The organism is Sphingomonas prati (genome assembly GCF_014643515.1).
Taxonomy (GTDB): Bacteria; Pseudomonadota; Alphaproteobacteria; order Sphingomonadales; family Sphingomonadaceae; genus Sphingomonas_R; species Sphingomonas_R prati.
In genome coordinates, this window is sequence record NZ_BMJP01000004.1 from 361,178 (window position 1) to 382,692 (window position 21,515).

General features: G+C 66.4%; 17 protein-coding genes. 12 read left to right on the forward strand and 5 right to left on the reverse strand.

Features of this window, described 5'->3' with window-relative positions:
• Positions 1-39 precede the first annotated feature (39 nt).
• The 4 genes from IEX50_RS13870 to IEX50_RS13885 all read right to left on the reverse strand — a co-directional run bounded on the left by IEX50_RS13870 (position 40) and on the right by IEX50_RS13885 (position 2,366).
• Positions 40-909: a CE1 family esterase gene (locus tag IEX50_RS13870; protein ID WP_157176490.1), complete on the reverse strand. Its 870-nt coding sequence runs from the start codon at positions 907-909 to the stop codon at positions 40-42.
• Between the two features lie 57 nt (positions 910-966).
• Entirely contained in the window at positions 967-1,143 is a 177-nt protein-coding gene (locus IEX50_RS13875) for a hypothetical protein (RefSeq protein ID WP_184075288.1), read from the reverse strand.
• A gap of 117 nt (positions 1,144-1,260) precedes the next feature.
• Positions 1,261-2,040, reverse strand: a complete 780-nt coding sequence (locus IEX50_RS13880; RefSeq protein WP_157176219.1) for an SDR family oxidoreductase — start codon at positions 2,038-2,040, stop codon at positions 1,261-1,263.
• The gene (locus tag IEX50_RS13885; protein WP_157176218.1) at positions 2,037-2,366 is read right to left on the reverse strand and encodes a nuclear transport factor 2 family protein; all 330 of its coding nucleotides are present in this window, start codon (positions 2,364-2,366) and stop codon (positions 2,037-2,039) included. Before IEX50_RS13885 ends, IEX50_RS13880 begins: the two co-directional genes overlap by 4 nt.
• A 130-nt stretch (positions 2,367-2,496) precedes the next feature.
• Between IEX50_RS13885 and IEX50_RS13890 the strand changes: the two genes are divergently transcribed.
• The 10 genes from IEX50_RS13890 to IEX50_RS13935 all read left to right on the forward strand — a co-directional run bounded on the left by IEX50_RS13890 (position 2,497) and on the right by IEX50_RS13935 (position 16,514).
• Positions 2,497-3,420: a LysR family transcriptional regulator gene (locus IEX50_RS13890; RefSeq protein WP_157176217.1), complete on the forward strand. Its 924-nt coding sequence runs from the start codon at positions 2,497-2,499 to the stop codon at positions 3,418-3,420.
• A gap of 50 nt (positions 3,421-3,470) precedes the next feature.
• Positions 3,471-4,118, forward strand: coding sequence for an alpha/beta hydrolase (locus IEX50_RS13895; RefSeq protein ID WP_157176216.1), 648 nt, complete (start codon positions 3,471-3,473; stop codon positions 4,116-4,118).
• A 123-nt stretch (positions 4,119-4,241) separates the two neighbouring features.
• Complete coding sequence (locus IEX50_RS13900; protein ID WP_157176215.1) at positions 4,242-4,382, forward strand: hypothetical protein; 141 nt, start codon at positions 4,242-4,244, stop codon at positions 4,380-4,382.
• Positions 4,383-4,395: 13 nt separating this feature from the next.
• Positions 4,396-5,532, forward strand: coding sequence for an efflux RND transporter periplasmic adaptor subunit (locus IEX50_RS13905; protein WP_184075290.1), 1,137 nt, complete (start codon positions 4,396-4,398; stop codon positions 5,530-5,532).
• 1 nt (position 5,533) lies between these two features.
• Entirely contained in the window at positions 5,534-8,653 is a 3,120-nt protein-coding gene (locus IEX50_RS13910; protein WP_157176214.1) for an efflux RND transporter permease subunit, read from the forward strand.
• Complete coding sequence (locus IEX50_RS13915) at positions 8,650-10,041, forward strand: efflux transporter outer membrane subunit (RefSeq protein ID WP_157176213.1); 1,392 nt, start codon at positions 8,650-8,652, stop codon at positions 10,039-10,041. The genes IEX50_RS13910 and IEX50_RS13915 overlap by 4 nt, the downstream gene beginning before the upstream one ends.
• Positions 10,038-10,253, forward strand: coding sequence for a hypothetical protein (locus tag IEX50_RS13920; protein ID WP_157176212.1), 216 nt, complete (start codon positions 10,038-10,040; stop codon positions 10,251-10,253). The genes IEX50_RS13915 and IEX50_RS13920 overlap by 4 nt, the downstream gene beginning before the upstream one ends.
• Entirely contained in the window at positions 10,250-10,969 is a 720-nt protein-coding gene (locus tag IEX50_RS13925; protein WP_157176211.1) for a response regulator transcription factor, read from the forward strand. Before IEX50_RS13920 ends, IEX50_RS13925 begins: the two co-directional genes overlap by 4 nt.
• Positions 10,969-12,333, forward strand: coding sequence for an ATP-binding protein (locus tag IEX50_RS13930; protein WP_229674029.1), 1,365 nt, complete (start codon positions 10,969-10,971; stop codon positions 12,331-12,333). Before IEX50_RS13925 ends, IEX50_RS13930 begins: the two co-directional genes overlap by 1 nt.
• A gap of 881 nt (positions 12,334-13,214) precedes the next feature.
• The gene (locus IEX50_RS13935; RefSeq protein ID WP_157176209.1) at positions 13,215-16,514 is read left to right on the forward strand and encodes a TonB-dependent receptor; all 3,300 of its coding nucleotides are present in this window, start codon (positions 13,215-13,217) and stop codon (positions 16,512-16,514) included.
• Between the two features lie 900 nt (positions 16,515-17,414).
• Here IEX50_RS13935 and IEX50_RS13940 read toward each other — a convergent pair.
• A complete protein-coding gene (locus IEX50_RS13940) occupies positions 17,415-19,664 on the reverse strand; it encodes a TonB-dependent receptor plug domain-containing protein (RefSeq protein WP_184075292.1) in 2,250 nt (749 codons plus the stop codon).
• A 76-nt stretch (positions 19,665-19,740) separates the two neighbouring features.
• Here IEX50_RS13940 and IEX50_RS13945 point away from each other — a divergent pair, with 76 nt between their 5' ends.
• Complete coding sequence (locus tag IEX50_RS13945; RefSeq protein ID WP_157176207.1) at positions 19,741-20,859, forward strand: phytase; 1,119 nt, start codon at positions 19,741-19,743, stop codon at positions 20,857-20,859.
• Positions 20,860-21,224: 365 nt separating this feature from the next.
• Positions 21,225-21,425, forward strand: a complete 201-nt coding sequence (locus tag IEX50_RS13950; RefSeq protein WP_157176206.1) for a hypothetical protein — start codon at positions 21,225-21,227, stop codon at positions 21,423-21,425.
• The last annotated feature ends 90 nt before the right edge of the window (positions 21,426-21,515 follow it).

Sequence of the window (21,515 nt, forward strand, 5' to 3'; positions counted from 1 at the left end):
TCACCGTACTGAGGGAAGTTCCGTGCGTTAGGCTGCCCGCTAACGCCGGTGCTGCGCCAGGAACGCCCACATCGCCTCGTTGTCGACGACCGACCAGCTATGCTTGCCCCCGCGCATCACGCGCGCCGCCACGGTCGCCCCGCCCCGGCAACGGGCATAGCCCTGCTCGTACACGCCCTTGCCGACGTCGCGCGCATAGGGTTCGGTGCAGCCGTTCAGCGTCGCCCACCGCTGCAACGCGGCGGTCTGCGGATATTGCCAGTAAGGCGCCCCGCCCCCCGCAATCGGGTTGGTCGTGTCGGCATCGCCCGAGAACGCCAGCACCGGCAACGCCGCGCGCGGGCGACAGGTCGCAGGGTCCACGCGTCTCGGATCGGACCCCAGCGGACGCCCGGCGCGCAACCCGACGACCGGCGCGATCGCCGCAAACCGGCGCGGATCGACGCAGCCGAGCCACGACACCATCCGCCCCCCACCCGACAATCCCGTCGCGTAGACGCGGCTGCGGTCGGCGCAGCCCGTCGCGACCATCCGGTCGATCAGGCCCGTCAGATAAGCGGTGTCGTCGCGCGCGTCCTTCGCGGGCATCGCCCCCGTGACGGTCGCCACGCCGGGGATGTTCCACACATATCCACGCCCCGCCGCGATCCCGCCGTCGGGTGCCACCACGATGAAGCCATGCCGGTCCGCCGTCCCGGCAAGCTGGCTCTCGCGCAGCATTTCCGCGCCCGTGCTCGTGCTGCCGTGGAGCAGGATGACGAGCGGCATGGCGCCGGCCGATGGCGAAACGGGCACATGGATCCGCGCCCTTTCCGGAAACGCGTCGAGCGCCCCGACCCGGCACTCCGCCAGGACGGACGTGGAGGCAAAACACGCAGTCAGCGCAACGAGGAGGCGGATCGCAAGCATGGCCACCAGCGTAACGCGCCCGCCCGGCGCCGCCTACCCTCGAACGTCACGACTGCATCACGGCCGCCGACCGATCACCCGCAAGGCGTACGCACTGAACCCGCAGACCCCCAGCGCCAGGCCGAACCCGATCGCGGCACCCCAGATCGCCCCGTCCGGACCGGCGATCCATCCGCCACACGCCAGCCCGGTCAATGGCAGGACGAGCAGCGCCAGACACCCGATTGCGATCATGCTCGAACTCCCGGCACCGCGACGTCACAGCACGCACACGCAAGCATCATCACTACAGTCAGGCCGCCAGGAAATCGACGAACGGCACGAAAACGGCGCGCAGCACCTGGTCCCGGCTCAAGCCGTCGGCACCGTGCCGCCATCGATCACATATTCGGCGCCCGTGATGCTGCCGGCGCGGGCGGATGCCAGGAAGGCGATCAGGTTCGCCACCTCGTCGGGTGTCGACGGCCGCCCGATCGGGATCCCGCCCAGCGATTGCATGATCATCCGCTTGCCTGCCTCCACCCCGCCTTCCGCCCCGAGCCGCTCCGCTAGGTCCACCGCAGCCTCGGTCTCGATCCAGCCGGGCGAAACCCGCACCACACGAACCCCGCGGGGCCCGATCTCCTTGGACAGGCTCTTGCTGTACGTCGACAGGGCCGCCTTCGCGGCGGCATAGGCGGTCGTCGCCTCGGGCAACGGCAGCACGCGCTGGATCGACGTCACATGCACGACGACACCGTCGCCGCGCGCCACCATGTCGGGCACCAGTTCACGATCGAGCCGGACCGCCGGCATCAGATTCAGGTCCAGCGCCCGCGCCCGCGCCCATTCGGCATCGCCGAGCGCGCCGAACCCACCGGGAGGCGCGGTCGACCCGCCCAGCATATGGACGACGATGTCCACCCCACCCCATCGCGCCAGAACCGCGGACGCCAGCGCCGCGCATCCCTCCGGCGTGGTCAGGTCCGCCGCGATAAACAACTCGTCCGGCAGGGCATCGGGCTTCGTCCGGGCGGTCGTCAGAACCTCCGCGCCCAGTTCACGGAACAACGCGACCGTCGCGGCCCCCGCCCCGCGCGTGCCGGACGTGATCAGCGCCCGCTTTCCCTCCAGCGTCACGAACGGGGTCACGGGACGATCTCCAGCTCCGCGATCTTCCCACCGGCCAGGACGAAGCGGTAGCGCAGGTCCGTCGGGCTGCCGGGAAAGTCGCCCGCCACATGCGCGGTGACGATGGTACGGTCGCCCTCGGTTGCCACGGCGAACGGCTCGACCGTGTAATGATACTGGCTCGACGCATTGGCCTTCCACTGCCCGATCGCGGCACCTCCGACATGCGTTTCGCCCTCGTCCTTGACGACGCCGTCCTTCGCGAAGCACCGGGCAACCGCCCCGGCGTCGCCCGCTGCATCCGCTTCGAAATAGGCTGCGATCGTGCCTGGCAATGTGACGGTCATCTTCGCTTCTCCATTGGCTCCGGATCGACGGGCCGGCCGCGTGCCTGCCTCGTCGGACCTCGAATTAGCGATGGACGACGGCCACGATAATCGGGACAAAGCGGGATGAAGCGTTGCGATTTCCGGGACGGTGGCTAGGTCCGGCCTGATCGAGCTGGAGGCGGTGTTCGCCATCGTGCGGCGCGGTTCGTTCCGTGCGGCGGCGCTCGAACTGGGGGTATCGACCACCGCCCTGAGCAACGCGATCGGCAAGCTCGAACGGCAGCTCGGCATCCGCCTGTTCAACCGCACGACGCGCAGTGTCTCGCTCACCGACGCCGGCCGGACCTTCGTCGGTCAAGTCGGCCCGGCGCTCGACACCATCACCGCGGCAATGGACATGGCGCGTGCGCAGCAGGAGACGCCGTCCGGAACGCTCCGGATCAACGCCTTTGCGACGGCCGCGCGCGAAATCCTCTCACCGCTCATCCTGGAGTTCCTGCGCCGCCATCCGCGCGTCCACGTCGATCTGGTCACCGAGGGGCGCCTGGTCGATATCGTGGCGGAGGGCTTCGATCTGGGCGTCCGAACCGCGGACCTCGTCCCCAGCGACACGATCGCGATCCCGCTCGGCCTCGTCCGCCGCTTCGCCGTCGTGGCCGCCCCGTCCTATTTCCGGGACAGGGACATCCCGCGCGTCCCGCCGGACCTGCATGGTCATCCCTGCATCCGCATCCGGCTTCCCAACGGCGCGCTCTACCGCTGGCATTTCGAACGGGAGGGACAGGCGGTCCAGATCGATGTCGCGGGTCCGATCACGCTCGATGAGGCCAGCCTCTCCCGCATGGCCGTTCTGGCGGGCGTCGGCATCGGCTTCTTCATGGAACCCGACATTCGGGACGACCTCGCCGCCGGCCGCCTCGTCCGGATCCTGGAGGACTGGACGCCGCCACTCGCGCCGCTGTGCCTCTACTATCCGAACCGCCGGAACCCGTCCGCCGCGTTCACGGCCTTCATCCGCCTCGCGCGCGAAGTCGCCGCGTCGAACGAGGACGCCGATCGCGCCGCGACATGACCGCGCCGACCGGCTAGGTCTGCCCTGCCCCCACCGCTGAAAGGTCTTCCGTGTCGCTCGACGGTCCCCGCCTCGCCCCCCTCTCCGGCTCCGCGCCGGACGCGCTCGTCATCCTGATCCATGGCTACGGGTCGAACGGCGACGATCTCATCTCGCTGGCGCGCATGATCCAGCCGGCACTCCCGAACGCCGCGTTCGTCGCGCCGAATGCACCCATGCGGATGCCGCAGATGGCCGCCGCCTACCAGTGGTGGCCGATCCAGACATTCTCGATGGCCGAACGCGCGGCGGGGGCCGTTTCGGCCGCGCCGACGCTCGACGCCTTCATCACGCAGGAGCTCGAGAAAACCGGCCTGCCCGCCGACCGCCTCCTGCTCGTCGGGTTCAGCCAGGGCACGATGATGGCGCTGCACGTCGGTCTCCGCCGCGCAGGGCCTATCGCCGGCATCGTCGGCATGTCAGGCATGCTCGTCGCGCCGGATCGGCTGGAGGGCGAGATCCGCAGCCGCCCGCCGGTGCTGCTGATCCACGGCACCGATGACGAAGTGGTGCCGTTCCGCTCGCTGGACCTCGCCTCCGCGTCCCTCGCGGCGGTCGGCGTCGCGGTCGAAACCCATGTCTCGCCGGGCATGGGCCACAGCGTCGGACAGGACGGCCTCGCCGCCGCCACCGCGTTCGCCCGGCGGGTCCTCGCCTGACCGGGGCCGCGACCGTCTGACGCTCCGCCCGTTACAATCCGATACGTTCGCTTACCCCGCGTGCATGTTTAGGGGCGGATTTCGCGTCTAGTCGAGAGGACCACCAGAGAAGGTCCTCTCCCCATGTTCGCATTCGAACTCGCCGCCGCGATGGTCGCCGCGGCGTCCGCGCCCCGACCGGATGCCGTCCGGTCCGCGCACGACACGGCGTCGCCTCACACCGGCACCGACCTGCGCGGCATCCGCCTGCGTCGCCCCCGGTAAGCGAAACAGCGCCATGCTCCCCTCGCCCCTGCGCCTCGCCCCGATCCTTTTGCTCGGCCTGTCCCTCACCGGCTGCGGCGGCGCGTCCGACGCACCGATGGGTCCGCCGCCCACGCCCGAGGTCGGCGTCGTGACGCTGGCGGCACAGCCCGTCACCACCACCACCGAACTCACCGGCCGCATCGCCGCGACGGCGATGGCGGAGGTGCGCCCGCAGGTCGACGGGATCATCAAGGCGCGGCTGTTCGAGGAAGGCGCAGTCGTCCGCGCCGGCCAGCCGCTGTACCAGATCGACCCGCGGCTCTACCGCGCCACGCGCGACCAGACCGCGGCGCAACTCGCCAGCGCGCAGGCTGCGGCCGTGACCGCGCAGGCCAAGGTCGCGCGCTACAACCGGCTGCAAAGCGCGGACGCCGTCGCGCGCCAGGACGTCGACGACGCCGTCGCCACCGCGCGGCAGGCCGCCGCCAGCACCGCGCAGTACCGCGCCAGCCTGCGCACCGCGAACGTCAACCTCGGCTTCACCCGCGTCTACGCACCCATTTCGGGCCGCATCGGCCGCTCCGCCTTCACCGTCGGCGCGCTCGTGACCGCCGGGCAGACATCCGCGCTGGCGACCATCTCGCAGCTCGATCCGATCTTCGTCGATATCCAGCAATCCAGCACCGCGCTGCTCGACCTCCGCGAAAGCCTCGCCAACGGCGACACGCTGCCCGCCAGCACGACCGTGCGCCTGACGCTGGAAAACGGCCGCGGCTATGCGCAGACCGGCACGATCCAGTTCGGCGAGGTCACGGTCGACACCACCACCAGCACCGTCACGCTCCGCGCCCGCTTCCCCAACCCGCAGGGCATCCTGCTGCCCGGCATGTTCGTGCGGCTGACCGTGCCGCAGACGGTCGTGCGCAACGGCATCCTCGCACCGCAACAGGGCATCACCCGCGATGCGAAGGGCAATGCCACCGCGCTGGTCGTGGGCGCCGACAACAAGGTCGCGCTGCGCCAGGTCACCACCGGTCAGGCGATCGGCGACAAATGGCTCGTCACCGCCGGCCTCAAGGCGGGCGACCGCCTGATCGTGCAGGGCACCGACAAGGCGCAGGCCGGCGCGGCCGTGAAGCCCGTCGCCGTCCAGACCGGGACCAAATAACATGGGTATCAGCCGCTTCTTCGTCGAACGCCCGATCTTCGCCTGGGTGATCGCGATCGTCATCATGCTCGGCGGCATTGCGGGCCTCCGCGCGCTGCCGATCGCGCAATATCCCGACGTCGCGCCGCCGACGATCGCGATCAACGCGACCTATCCCGGCGCATCCGCCGAAACGCTCGAAACCAGCGTGACTCAGGTGATCGAACAGCAGCTGACCGGCATCGACGGCCTGCAATATTTCCAGTCCAGCTCGGACTCCTCCGGCTCGGCGTCGATCACCGTGACGTTCGAGAAAGGCACCGACCCCGACACTGCGCAGGTGCAGGTCCAGAACAAGGTCCAGCAGGCAACCGCCCGGCTGCCCAGCGCCGTGACCGCGCAGGGCGTGACCGTCACCAAGTCGAACAGCGACTTCCTGCTGATCGTCGCGCTGTACGACAAGACGAACAAGGCGTCCGCCAGCGACATCGCCGACTATCTCGTCAGCAATTTCCAGGACGATCTGGCCCGCGTCGAGGGCGTCGGCCAGAGCCAGGTGTTCGGCTCGCAATATGCGATGCGCGTGTGGCTCGACCCGACCAAGCTCGCCGCGGTCCAGCTGATGCCGTCGGACGTGCAGAGCGCGATCGAGGCGCAGAATGTCGATGTCGCGGCGGGCCAGGTCGGCGCACAGCCGGCGGTGAAGGGCCAGATGCTCAACGCCACCGTCCGCGCCAAGTCGCGCCTGTCGACGCCCGAACAGTTCCGCCAGATCGTGCTGAAGACCACCAGCAACGGATCGATCGTCCGGCTGGCCGACGTCGCTCGCGTCGAACTGGGGCAGGACAGCTACACCACCTCGGCACAGCTCGACGGCCACCCCGCGTCGGGCATGGCGATCCAGCTGGCAACCGGCGCCGACGCGCTCGAAACCGCAACCGCGGTGAAGGCGCGGATGGCGGAACTGGCGACCAACATGCCGGCCGGCTACGCGATCGCCTACCCGCGCGACACGACGACCTTCGTCAAGCTGTCGGTCGAAGAGGTCATCGAAACGCTCGCCATCGCGATCGTGCTCGTCATCGTCGTGATGTTCGTGTTCCTCCAGAACTGGCGCGCGACGCTGATCCCGGCGGTCGCCGTCCCGGTCGTCCTGCTCGGCACTTTCGGCGTGCTGTCGGTCTTCGGCTATTCGATCAACACGCTGACCCTGTTCGCCATGGTGCTCGCCATCGGCCTGCTCGTCGACGACGCGATCGTCGTGGTCGAAAATGTCGAACGCGTGATGGCCGACGAGAAACTCGATCCGAAGGCCGCGACGATCCGCTCGATGGGCGAAATCGGCTCGGCCCTGGTCGGCGTGGCACTCGTCCTGTCGGCGGTGTTCCTGCCGATGGCGTTCTTCGGCGGATCGACCGGCGTCATCTACCGCCAGTTCTCGATCACCATCGTGTCCGCGATGCTGCTGTCCGTGCTGGTGGCACTCGTGCTGACCCCCGCAATGACCGCGACGCTGCTCAAGCCGGTTCACGGCGACCCGCTGGAACGGCGCGGCGTGTTCGGCCGGTTCAACCGTTGGTTCGACCGCACGACGCAGCGTTATGTCGCGGGCACCCGTGCGGTGATCGGCCGGCGCTGGCTCCATCTGGGCGTTGTCGGCGTCATCACGATCGTGCTCGCAATCCTGTTCGTGCGGCTGCCGACCAGCTTCCTGCCCACCGAGGATCAGGGCCAGGTGATGGTCATGTACACATTGCCCGCCGGCGCCACCAACGAGCGGACCGAGGCCGTGCGCGACAAGATCCAGGCCTACTATTCCACCAAGGAGAAGGCGACGGTCGCCAACGCGTTCAGCATCACCGGGTTCGGGTTCAGCGGATCCGGCCAGAATGCCGGCATGGCCTTCGCCAGCCTCGCCCCGTTCGAGGATCGCAAGAAGGCCGACCAGAGCGCGGACGCGCTCAACGGCCGCGCGATGAAGGAATTCGGCACGATCCGTGATGCCACCGTCATCCCGCTCACCCCGCCGGCCATCTCGGGCCTGGGCCAGTCGAACGGCTTCACGTTCGAACTGACCAACACCAGCGGGCTCAGCCGCGACGCCTTCGTGGCACTCCGCGACAAGCTGATCGCCGCGGCGAACAAGGACCCCAAGCTCGCCCGCGTCCGCGCATCCACGCTGCCCGATACGCCGCAGCTGCGCGTCACGCTCGACGACGCGAAGCTCGCCGTGCTCGGCCTGACGGAGGCCAACGTGACCAACGTGCTGTCGAGCGCGTGGGGCGGCGTCTACGTCAACGACTTCGTCGATCGCGGTCGCGTAAAGCGCGTCTATATGCAATCGGACGCCCCCTACCGCATGCTGCCGGACGATCTCGACGGCTGGTTCATCCGGACCGCGGACGGCACGATGGCGCCCTTCTCCTCGATCGCGACACTGTCGTGGGAAAAGGGCCCGAACAGCGTCGCGCGCTTCAACGGCCGCTCCTCCTACGAGATCCAGGGTGAGCCCGCCGCGGGCGGCAGCTCGGGCGCCGCGATGACCGAGATGGTGAAGCTCCAGAAGGAACTGGCACCCGGCACCGGCTATGCGTGGGCGGGCCTGTCGTTCCAGGAACAGCAGGCGAGCGGCCAGGCACCGATGCTCTACGGCCTGTCCGTCCTGATCGTCTTCCTGTGCCTCGCCGCACTCTACGAAAGCTGGTCGGTGCCGATCGCGGTGCTGCTCGTCCTGCCGCTCGGCATCATCGGTGCGGTGCTGGCGGTGACGCTGCGCGGGCTGGACAACGACATCTACTTCCAGGTCGGGCTGATCACGACGATCGGTCTCGCCGCCAAGAACGCGATCCTCATCGTCGAATTCGCCGAGGAAGCCCGCCGCGCCGGCAAGGATGTCGTCGATGCGGCGCTGGAGGCGGCGCGTACCCGGCTGCGCCCGATCCTGATGACCAGCCTGGCCTTCATCTTCGGCGTGTTCCCGCTCGCGGTCGCCAGTGGTGCGGGCGCCAACAGCCGCATCGCGATCGGCACCGCGGTGATCGGCGGCATGCTGACCGCGACGGTGCTGGCGATCTTCTACGTGCCGCTGTTCTTCGTCGTCGTCGCGAAACTGTTCCATGGCCGCAAGGAGACCGCGGCATGATCCGCCTGCGTACCGCACTGCTGATGCTGGGGGCGAGCGCGCTCACCGCCTGCAATCTGGCGCCGACCTATGTCCGGTCGGTCTCGCAATCCGTGCCGCAGGGATGGCCGTCGGGCGCCGCCTACGCTCCCGCGGCCGCGGGCAAGGCGGGGATGCCATGGCGCTCGCTCGTCCGCGACGAAAAGCTCCGCACCGTCATCGAACGCGCGCTGGCGAACAACCAGGATCTCGCCGCCGCCGTCGCCAACGTCGCCTCCGCCCGCGCGCTGTACCGCGTGCAGCGATCCGCACAGCTGCCCACCCTGTCGGCGGACGGCAGCGCCTCGCTTGCCCAGGCGGTGGGCGGCGGCACCGCGACGTCCGGGTCCGGCTCGCTATTCTCCGGCAATGTCGGCATCAGCGGCTTCGAACTCGATCTGTTCGGTCGCCAGAAGAACCTGTCGCAGGCCGCGTTCGAAACCTATCTCGGCACGCAGAGCGGCGCCCGCTCGACGCGCTTCGCCGTCGTCACCGAAACGGCCAGCGCCTATCTCACGTTCGCCGCCGACCGCGACCTGCTGACCGTGTCGCAGGATCAGGTGCAGAGCAGCGCGCGGACGGTCCGGCTGAACGAGGAACTGCACGACACCGGGCTGGTGAACGGCGCCGACGTCGCCGACGCCCGCACCTTGCTCGCCCAGGCGCAAGCCGACGCGGCACAGCGCACGACCCAGGTCGCGCAGGATCGCAACGCGCTCGAACTGCTCGTCGGCGGTCCCGTCGAGGACGCGCTGCTGCCCGCCAGTCTCGCCGCGCTCGATCCCGCGATCGCCAACGTGCCCGCCGGGCTCTCGTCCACCGTGTTGCTCGATCGCCCCGACGTGGTGGAGGCCGAACATCAGCTGAAGAGCGCCAACGCCGATGTCGGTGCGGCGCGTGCCGCCTTCTTCCCGACGATCTCGCTCACCAGCGTGCTGGGTCTCGCCAGCACGGCGCTGACCGGCCTGTTCTCGGGCGCGACCTGGACGACGACGCCGTCCGCCAGCATCCCGATCCTCGGCGGCACGAACCGCGGCAATCTCGACTACGCCCGGGCCCAGGTGGACTACTATCTCGCGACCTACCGAAAGGCGGCGCAGACCGCCTATCGCGACGTCGCCGACGGCCTTGCCCGGCGCGGCACGATCGATCGGCAGCGCCGCGCGCAGGCCGATCTCGTGACCGCCGCGCAGACCAGCTACCGAATCAGCGAGGCGCGCTACCGGGAGGGCACGGACAGTTTCCTGACCACATTGGTCGCGCAACGCACGCTCTATTCCGCGCGACAGACCGCGATCACCGCCACGCTGACCGACCTCGTCAACCGCGTGACGCTGTACCAGGCGATCGGGTCGGACGACACATTGTGACGGTCGACGAACGCGACCCGCCGGCGATGGACGCGAACGAGTTCCGTTACTGGTCCCACCGATCGGCGCAGGAGATCGCCCGGGCGATCAACGCACAATGCCTCAGATCCTGTGACGCGCATCGACGCCTGGCGCTACTGTGCATGCGCGTGGCGCTCACCTATGCTCCATCGGCGGCCATCTGCGCCCCGGACCGCGCGGAACCGGAATGACGACGACCACCCCCACCGATCGCCCGCACCTGCTGATCGCCGACGACGATGCCGACATCCGCGACCTGGTGACCGCGCAGCTGATGCGGGAGGGATATCGCCTGACCCCGGCGGGCGACGTCGCCGGCATCCGCGCGGTGCTCGCCGCCGGCATCGTCGACCTCATCGTCCTCGACCTCGGCCTGCCCGATGGCGACGGGCTGACCTTGTGCCGCGAACTCCGTGCCGAGGGCTACGAAGGCGCGATCATCATGGTGACCGCACGCGACAGCGCGATCGACCGGGTCCTCGGACTCGAACTCGGCGCCGACGATTATCTCACCAAACCGTTCGAGCCGCGCGAGCTGACCGCGCGGGTCCGCAACCTGCTCCGGCGCGGTGCGCGCGATGCCGGCGCGGTCGCCGGGCCGCGCAACGCGCTTTTCGGCCGCTGGCGGCTCAACCTCACCAAACGGCGGCTCTTGGCGCCCGGCGACAGTGTGGTGATGCTGTCTACCGCGGAGTTCGACATGCTCTCCCGCCTCGTCCAGTCCGCCGGGCGGCCGCTCTCGCGCGAGGCGCTGTTTCCCGCCCGCGCCGCCACCGCCGCCTATGACCGGACGATCGACAACCAGATCAGCCGGCTGCGCCAGAAACTGCGCCCCGATGGCGACGACCTGATCCTGACGGTCCGTGGCCAGGGTTACATGCTCGCCGCGACCGTGCGGTTCGAATGATGCGCGCGATCGATCGGCTCGTTCGGTTCATGGGCTCGCTCGCGGGCCGGATCGCGGTGATCCTGTCGGTCGGCATCTCGCTCGCCATGTTCGGGGCGCTGCTCCTCGCCGAACAGGGTCGGCGCGCAGAGTATGACCGCCTGCGCAGCGAGCGGGTGATCGCCAGCGCGGTCGACGTGATCGACCGGCTCCACCGCGACCGTGCGGGCACGCTCGCCAGCCTGCGCGACAACCGCCTGGTCGGCGCGCGCCTGGTCGACGGGCCGCCGATCCCGGCGACGGTCCAGGACGACGCGCTGACCCGGATGTTGGCGCTTCGCATTGCGCCCGGCATGCGGCCGACGGTCGGACGCGCGCCGGCCAGTGTCTGCCTGCGCAACGATCCGTTCTGGGGGCGCCCGCGCGCCGCGGGGTTCGCCCCGTTGATGGTGCCGGATTGCTGGCTCGTCCGGTTCCGGCTGGACGGCCGGCCGCTGGCCCTGGCCGTGGCCCTCCCCCGGCTGCCGTTGCCGCCGAGCTGGTCGACCGACACGGTGTTTCTGTGGCTCGTGGCCGCCGCCGCCATCGCGCTCTCGCTGCTGGTCGCGGCGCTCGCGACCAGCCCGCTGCGTCGCCTGTCCGCCGCCGCCGATGCGTTCGCCGGATCGATCGACGCCGAACCGGTGCTCGAAACCGGCCCCAGCGACGTCCGCGCTGCGCTTGCGACATTCAACCTCATGCAGGAACGGGTCCGTGCGGGCCTTCGCGAACGAACCCGCATGCTGGCCGCGATCAGCCACGATCTCCAAACCCCGCTCACCCGCCTGCGTCTCCGCCTGGAACAGGTCGAGGACGAGGTGCTGCGCGACCGGCTGGTGGCCGATCTGTCGGCGACGCTGGCGATGCTGAAGCGCGGCCTTGATCTCGCGCGCAGCGCGGACAGTGTGGAGGACTGGTCGATGGTCGATCTCGACTCGCTGCTGTCCAGCCTTGCCGACGATGCCGCGGAGTTCGGCCACGCCGTCCGGTTCGTCGATGGCTGCGGCGCGCTGGTCCGGGTGCGGCCGGACGCGCTCACCCGCTGCCTGTCGAACCTGATCGACAACGCGATCAAATATGGCGGCGATGCCGACATCGCCTCGCGTCGCGTCGGCAAGACCGTGATCGTCACCGTACGCGACCACGGTCCCGGCATGAGCGACGCGATGCTCGCCTGCGCCTTCGACCCGTTCGTCCGCGCCGACGTCTCACGGTCGAGCGGCGACGGCACCGGCATCGGCCTCACGATCGCCCGCGCTCAGGCGACAGCGACCGGCGCCACCCTCTCCCTGGCCGCCCACCCCGACGGGGGAATACAGGCAACGCTGACCCTGGGCGCAACCTGATACGCGGCGGTTTCGCGACTACGGCATTCCGGCCTCGGCAGCCGACACCATGACACGCAAAACTGCACATCTGGGCGTCAGGTCAAATCGCCTAACGACATCCCGCACGTCGTCCGACCCTGAGATCATGCGGTAGCTGTATTGCACGATCGTCATATTCGTAACGCAGCGACACAGTCTTTTCACAGCAACAAGTTTGCGGCACTGTAATGTCAGCGCGGGCGACTCGGTCACTGCGTAGCCCCTGCCGGCGGGACGTCCCAAGCGGTCGCCGGCAGGGCAACACCGTGGCGACCCGCTGTTGCCGAACTTCGACGTGGCGCTGAATTGCCCGGAGTGGCGAAGCAAAAGCCGTTACCCGCCGTCAGTCTGGCGGCGACGTCGCACTTTCCTGTCTCGAGACGAGTCGCCGTTGGGATCGCAGTCGGCGGTTCATCCATCCGGACGAGTATCGTTTGGCACGACCGTTACGGGCCGTCTCCCAAGACTTTCAAGCCCGTCAAATCGCGAACGACGGAACCGCATGTTGCAGGAAGACCACAATTTTACATATTCGACATCATTGAAGGACGTTAATCCGGCGACAGCAAAAACCTTCTCTCATAACGTATTTTGTGACGCGCAAATGACACCGGTAGAAAGCCCCGGATTTGCGCCAATCTGCCGCCGACCTTTCTCGCCGACGCGCCAAAACCCGCGAATCAAGCGGCTTTCATCCCGCTTTGCTCACCGGAAGGACTCGGCTACCGGCCGCGTCGTTGCAACGCCACGTCGCGGTTTGCGCCGACGATTGTCCCGGAGCCGATCGGCCGGACGATCGAAGGCACACGGCCGGAGCCAGAACGGTCGATGTCGCGTATACACAGGGGGATTACACGGACATGAACAAGTTTCTGATCGGCTGCGCGGTCGTCGCGCTCGCATCGCCGGCGGCTTATGCGCAGGAAACTACGTCGATTATCCGCGGTTCCGTCACCGCGAACGGTGCGCCGGTTGCCGGGGCGACCGTCGTCATCGCCAATCCGTCGACGGGCACCCGCTCGACGCTCACGACCGACGCGTCAGGCAGCTTCAACGCCAACGGCCTCCGCGTGGGCGGCCCGTTCAGCGTCGCTGTCAGCGCGCCGGGTTACACCGATGCAACAATCACCGACATCTTCACCATTGTCGGCCAGGCTTATGAAGTTCCCATCACGCTGACCGCGGCGAACACCGCCGATGCGGGCGAAGAAGTCGTCATCACGGCGGCCGCATCGAACGCCAGCAGCGTGTCGCAGGGCCCCAGCACGGTGCTCAGCCGCGCCGACATCGCGCAGGTCGCTTCGATCAACCGCGATATCCGCGATCTCGCCCGCCGCGATCCGTTTGCCTCGCTCGATCTCGCGAACAACCGCGCCGTGTCATTCGCCGGTCAGAACCCGCGTTTCAACCGCTTCTCGGTCGACGGCGTCGCGGTCTCCGACAATTTCGGTTTGAACCCGGATGGTCTGCCAAGCCGTCGTGGCCCCGTGCCGCTCGACGCGATCGGCCAGTTCCAGGTGAAGATCGCGCCGTTCGACATTCGCGAAGGCAACTTCCAGGGCGGCGCCATCAACATCGTGCTGCGCTCCGGCACCAACGATTTCCAGGGCACCGGCTTCTACAGCCAGACCAACGACGAGCTGAACGGCGACAAGACGATCGGCAACCGCAGCGTCGTTATTCCCAACTTCAAGTCCGAAGATTACGGCATCCAGCTGTCCGGTCCCATCATCAAGGACAAGCTGTTCTTCATGGTTGCGGGTGAACGGATCCGCGCCGGCACGCCGATCTTCGAAGGGGCCAGCGACGGCGGCGCCGGCGTCGGCATCCCGAACCTCACCAGCGCGGCGATCGACCAGGTCAGTCAGATCGCGCAGAGCCGCTACGGTTACGAAACCGGCGGCGTGCTCAGCAACTCGGACGATCGAGACGACCGCGTCGTGGCCAAGCTCGATGCGAACCTTTCGGATACGCAGCGCGCCTCGCTGACCTACACCTACACGAAGGACTCGATCCTCATCAGCCAGAACGCGTCGACCAGCACGGCGACGCCGTCGCTCGGCCTGCGGTCGAACGGCTATCGCGCCTCCAACCGCCTCCACTCCGGTATCGCGCAGCTGAATTCGGACTGGTCCGACAGCTTCTCGACCGAAGTCCGCGGCTTCTACAAGGACTATAAGCGCGGTCAGGACCCGATCCTGGGTCGTGGGTTCGGGCAGTTCCAGGTCTGCACTGCGCCGACTTCGGACCGCGGCACCGCAGCGGCGGCGCTCGGCACCTCGACCTCGTTGTCGATCGTCTGCCCGAACGGCGTGCCTACCGTCTCGTTCGGTCCGGACATCTCGCGTCAGTCGAACGCGCTCACCAGCAAGACCTACGGCTTCTCCGGCCTGGCCCGTCTGACGCTCAACGGTCACGAACTGAAGATCCTGGCGGAATATCAGGACAACGACACGTTCAACCAGTTCCTCCAGCGTTCGGCTGGCGACTACTACTTCGACTCGATCGCCGACTTCGCGGCCGGCAATGCACAGCGTCTACGCTACCAGAACGCCACGTCGCTCGACGAGAATGACGCCGCGGCGCAGTTTGGGTACCAGACCTACACGTTCGGCATCCAGGACGACTGGCGCGTCAACGACATGCTGACCCTTACCTACGGCGCGCGCTACGATCTGTTCGGCGGTCACAGCGCCGCGGAGCAGAACCCGAACTTCCTGGCTCGCTACGGGTTCGACAACACCAGCTTCATCAACGGTCGCGGCGTGTTCCAGCCGCGCATCGGCTTCAACTTCAAGCCGGTGCAGCGCCTCTCGTTCCGCGGTGGCGTCGGCATCTTCGCCGGGGGCGCGCCAGACGTCTATATTTCGAACAGCTTCTCGAACACCGGCATCCTGACCAATTCGATCGACGTCCGGCAAAACAACAACTCCACCTCCTACACCGGCGCAACGCCGGCGCAGGGTTCGGCGATCCTGACCAACGTCAACGGGACTGCCATTGCCCCGGCCGCAGGTACGCTGCTGCAGAACGGGACGCTCGCCACGACCGCGACCACGAATGCACTCGATCCGAACTTCAAGCTGCCGTCGCAGTGGCGTGCCACCCTGTCGACCGACTATTCGGCCGATCTTGGCCCGCTTGGTGACAAGTGGAACTTCGGCGTCGACTTCCTCTATTCGGCCGTGCGCAACCAGGTCGCGTTCCGGGATATACGCTCGGTCCCGATCCCCGGCTCGCTCACCCCGGACGGTCGCCAGCGTTACCGTCGTATCGCGGAGTCCGGCCTGACCGCCGCGGTCCTCGCCGCCGATACCAACCAGGACATCCTGCTGACGAACGTGAAGCGTGGCCGCAGCTACGTCGCCGTCGCCCGCTTCGAAAAATCGTTCGATCTGGGGCTCAGCTTCGGCGCAAGCTTCACGTATCAGGACGTGACCGACGAAGCCCCCGCGACCTCGTCGACGGCAGGCTCGAACTACAACAGCGGCGCGTTCAACGGGAGCAATCAGGCGACCTACGGCACGTCGAACGAAGAAACCAAATATCAGGTCAAATACAACGTCAGCTTCGTTCGGGCTTTCTTCGGGGACTTCAACACCTCGGCGACCCTGTTCGGTGAAACCCGGAGCGGCCGTCCCTTCAGCTACACCTCGTTCGATCCGACTCAGGGTCGCGGCGCAGTGTACGGTGTCGTCGGCGTCGGCGGGCGAAACCTGCTCTACGTCCCGACGGTCGGCGGCGATCCGTTGGTACGCTATGACAATGCGGCTACGCAGGCGCGCTTTGAAAACCTGATTACGACGAGCAAGCTCAACAAGTATCAGGGCAAGATCGCACCGCGGAACGCGTTCCGCTCGCCTTGGTTCACGAAGATCGATCTCCACGTCGAGCAGGAGGTGCCGGCATTCATCGGAACGTCGCGCTTCTCGCTCTTCGCGGACATCGAGAACCTCGGCAACTTGCTGAACAACAAGTGGGGCTCGCTCCGCCAGTTCGGCTTCCCCTACACGGAGACCCCGATCCGGATTGCCTGCGAAGCGGTCGGTGCCAACACCTGCGGTCGCTACGTCTACTCCTCGCCAAGCGAGCCGACTGCCGCGTTGCTGCCCAACCTCTCGCTCTACTCGGTCCGGGTCGGCGCGCGTTTCAGCTTCTAACTCCGACTGACCGACCGAACATTGAACGCCGGCAAGACATCGTCTTGCCGGCGTTCGTGTGTCTGATGATGCTCGCCGAGAACAGCGACGTGCCGGCCGTCCGTTCCAAACCGCGACAGGGGGCCCGATCCGACCGGCTCTCCAGCGACTTTTGCCGAACTTGCCCGAACGGCCGGGTTTCGCGCGGTTGCGCACTGATTGCGAAAGGCGCCTTTGGCATCGAGGGCGTCGCGACGGTCCACCCGGTAACACGACGGCACGTTGCGACGCGGTCTCGAACGGCGACCACTTTGCTTGCAACCGACCTGCTGGCGTTCAATCCGCTGCGCGGGTCACGTGTTCATGTTTGGCGACGAAGGTGCCGAGCTGCTCGTAATTGATCGATCTGCCAACGGCGCACATGCCGGCTATGGCCACGACCCGCGCAGGCACGGGTCAATGGCCCCACCGAAAGTCACGCGATCCTACGGTTGGCGAGCAGGACAGCTTTGCTGCCGTCGTGTGCCGACGACGCCGACATTGATGTCGCAAAGGGCCGACCGATCGACATGTGAAAACCGGCGCTCAGAATCCCTGCCTGCCCGCGCCAAAAGAGACCCCTTCGTCGGACGGCGTGACCCTTGTGACTGCCGAGCCGCTCGCCGTTCGCAGCGTGTCACGGGGACGTGGACCGGACGCGCACTTACCCTCGGCCCGCTTGGCAGACCGAGGGTATCATGTTCGAAGCACCCGCTCCTGCCGGCCACGGCAATGTCGCAGTGGCAGAACAGACCGACACGAACGGGTTGATCGCGGAAGGAAAAACAACTGCCCCACGCGATCAGGTAGGGCAGAGGATAGGGGCTGTCTCGGCCGCAAGTATAAAGTGACGCGTTCCGGCAGGATCAGTGCCAGTCCTCTTTAGAATGCCGCGCGCAGCGTGATCTGGTACAGCGGTCCTGCGCGCTCGCGCTCCAGTTCATATTCATCGACATCGCCGGCCTGTCGGTTGGCAAGAATTTCTGCGTAGTTGTTCCCGTCATATTTCCGGAAATCTTCGTACTTCGTACGGCGCAAGATGTCCTGTGCGGAAAAACGGAGCACGAAAGTCTTGCCGAACCGCTTTTCGACAAACGCTTCAAGGTCGGCACCATAACGGAGATCGACGGTCTGATCGAAATTCGATGCCTGCGCCTTACTTCGCCCGGATACGGTCATGCCGAAGCTGCCGTTCACCGACCGTACGGTCTGGATGAAGCCCGCATTGTACAGGTGATGCGGTTGGTTGTTGAACTGGCGCTTTTCACCGGTGAAGGGATCGGTGACCTCGCTGTCGAGGTAGGTATAGTTCGCGAACACCCCAGTATCGGGGAGGTTCAGGAAAGTGAGTGGTGTCGAGGCATCGATCTCGACGCCCCACGTCTTGCCGCGGCCGATATTCTGCGGAGTGAACAGCTGGCCGTCCGGATTGTCCGGGTTCTCGCCCAGTGACACGAGTTCGATGAGGTTGTTGATCCGCCGGTAGAAGCCATTGATGCCGACGATCCCGTTTCCGGCGACGCGCCGCTCATACCCGATGTCCACGCCCCAGGCGCTTTCATTACGCAGTGCGGCATTGCCGCGCGTGGCATCGTCGTCGCCTGGGCTCTCTTCGTCCTGGAACGGCGAGATAAAATCGTAGCTTGGCCGACGGACGGTGCGGGCGATGGAAAGGCGGAACTGATCCGCCGCTGTCGGCGCATAGCGGAGGTGCGCCGAGGGGTTGAGCATTTCGGCTTTGTAGCGGGTGGTCGCTACCGCTTCTCCGGAGACTGTCCGTCGCGTGATCTCATAACGCAGCCCGAGGTCAGCGCTCAGCGTGCTGTTGGGCTCCAGCGTCAGCCGCGCATAGGGATCGTAGCGCTTTTCCTTCACCGCGAACTCGCCGCTCAGGAAGTCTCCGTCATTCAGGCCACTGCGCTTCTTGTGGAGCAGATCGATTCCCAGTTTTACCTTCGCGATCCCCTGTTCCAGGGCGAGATAGCCCGTCCCGGTGAACTCGTCGTCCTTGATCCTGATCCGATCCTCGTCGTCGATTTCGACGTCGTCAAAATCGTCAGCGTTTTCGCCGACGAAGACGGTCGTGGCGGTATCCTCCCGGTATCCCGACCAACCGGCGGCAAGACCGAGGTTCAGCTTTTCGCCAAGCGGAATGCGCGTGTCCGCGCTCAGCGCATAGGTCTGCTGACTGATTTCCTCGTTCTGCACCTCGACTCCGTCAAAATCGAGGTCCGCACCTTCGTAGGTCACCGAACGCTCGAACTCGTTGCGATCGGTATCGACAAAGAAGCCCTGCAAGCGGACGAAGCCGTCGCCGGGCAGCGCATGTCTGATTTCCGCGGAGCCGGACAGGTCGCTGCCGTCCCGGGTATCGTCCTGGATCTCCGTGTTGTTGAAGACCGGATTGCTCTCGTCGAGCGGGCCGGTCGCGACATCGTCGAAGCGCAACGACAGCTTTTTCTTGGGATTACGACGCTCCTGATAGTTGAGCGCAGCCCAGTAACTCGTATCCTCTCCGATCCGACCCGCATAGGCGCCGGCGACCGATGGGCGGAACGTGCCGTCTTTGTTGATCAGCGTGCCCAGCTTGGCAAAGCCGCCGTTGAAGGTGGCGGCTTCCTTGGTGACGATGTTCAGCGATCCGGCCACCCCTTCGCTCGGCTGGTCGGCGCGCGGGCTGCGGACGATTTCGATCCGTTCCACCAATTCGGCGGGAATGCGATCGACGAAAAAGCTGCGATCCGCTTCGCCGCCGGGCGCGCGGCGCCCGTTGATCAGCACCTGCGTGTAGCCTCCGGGCAGGCCGCGAAACTGCGGCTGATCATATTCCAGGACGTCGGACGTGAACGTAACCCCAGGCACGCGCTTCAGCATCTCGCCCACCGACACCGGCTCGAAACGCTGAAAATACTCCAGGTCGTAGGACAGCACGGGGTTGGGATCGGTTGTACGATTGCGAAAGGCGATCGTGCCGGTAACGATGATGTCCGACGCAGTTTCCTCCTCACCTGCCTTCTCTTGCGGCGCTTCGGCAGGCGCGGTGTTGCCGCGTGCCTCCTGCGCCAGCGCGGGCATGGACGCAGCCAGAACCATTGAGGCTACGCCGAGACGCAGCGAGGCGATCGTTTTCATGTTTTTCCCCGGGGTACATTCTGGCGTCATTGCTTTGACGCAATGAACTGCGACGCGGCCGGCCTGGGAGTTTAGCATGACAGCATCGCGACAGACGTTTTTCAGAACCGTGACAGCGGTAGCCACAGCGACCGCGCTTGCAGGCTGCGCGACTGCCCAACCCGACTGGGCCACGGTAGCGAAGCGCGCGCCATCCCCAACCGTTTTCGCTTCGCGTGAAACCAACGCCGTTCAAACTGCGAACGCTGATGCGGCGGACGATCCTGCCATCTGGCGCAATGCGGCGGATCCGGCTGCCAGCCTGATCGTCGGCACCGACAAGAAGGCAGGGCTCAACGTTTATGATCTTATGGGCCGTCAGCGCAATTACGTGAACGCGGGACGCGTCAACAATGTTGACGTGATCGAGACGACCATTGCCGGTCGGTCTGCCGTGCTAGTGGCCGCGTCGGACCGCAACGACCCGCTGGCCCCGAAAATCGCGCTGTTCCGGCTCGATACCGCTGCTGCTCGACTCCTGCCGATCGGTGTCGTTGCGGCGGGCACGGGTGAGGCCTATGGCATCTGCCTGACCGCGCGCGGCGACGGTGTGGATGCCTTTGTCGTTCTGAAGGACGGCACGATCAATCAGGTCGCACTCGATCTCAGCGCAGGCGCTCCGAAGGGTGCCGTGGTCCGCACGTTGAAACTCGGTAGCCAATCCGAAGGGTGTGTGATCGATCCCCGCAGTCAGCGGCTCTACGTCGCGGAGGAGGATGTCGGTATCTGGCGGTTCGACGCGCGCCCCGATGGAGACAATACGCCGGTTTCCGTCGCCAAGGTGGGTGGTCGTACCTTGGTCGCCGATGTCGAGGGCTTGGCGCTGGCCTTGGAACCGGCCGGCGGGGGCATACTCGTGGCATCCAGTCAGGGTGATAATGCCTATGCGCTGTACGATCTCGCTAGCGAACGCTTCCTTGGACGCTTCAGGATCGCGCCCGGCCGTTTAGGGGCGGTAAGCCAAACCGACGGCATCGAGGTCGCGCTCGGCGACTTCGGTTCGGAATTCCCCGAGGGCATCATGATCGCGCAGGACGGCGACAACGCTCCGCAGGCGCAGAATTTCAAGCTGGTGGATTGGCGCGCTATCCGGCGGCTGCTGAGCCCGGCTACACAATCCCGGGCAATGACTATTCCAGCTGCGCAGGCCAAATAAGAAGCGGGGTACTTGCTCGAGCACGGTGTTCGTACACAAGGGTCCGCTCGAAGCCGCAGCGCTCTCGGCGCTTCAACACCATCTGTTGACTGAGCATCATGCCCGACGGTTCGCAGACGAATTCCGGCGGGAAATGGCACGTCCAGCGAACGAGACAATGTAGAAGGACCCGGCCTCCGTAGATCGGATCGCCGGAGTGTTGCAAGAGATCAACAGTCTCGCCGTGGACATGCTCACCGGCGTGCGGAGTCCGATGCTGCTTAAGCTGCTGCGCGACCGCAAAGCCAAAATGTGCGATTGGACGCGCGACCAAATGTCCTGTTGCAACTCCCTCGCTGCGCCCAGTTTTGCTACGTCAGTTTGGGGTGACAAAGTTCGCTGCAGCGTTCCATGATGATGCGCTCAAGGCGGAGGCCTTCAAGCGCCAGCGCGCGTTGATAGCGTCTGTCGTGCTGACCGCAACGGATGGAAAGCTCGCCATCGAACTGCGCGGTGAGTTTGCGTCGATGCTGGAGCTGCCCGTGTGCGGCGGACAAACGAAAACTCCCTCAAGCCGGACGGCCTGAGGGAGTTGTGAGATCGTTGGTTGCGGGGACAGGATTTGAACCTGTGACCTTCAGGTTATGAGCCTGACGAGCTACCGGGCTGCTCCACCC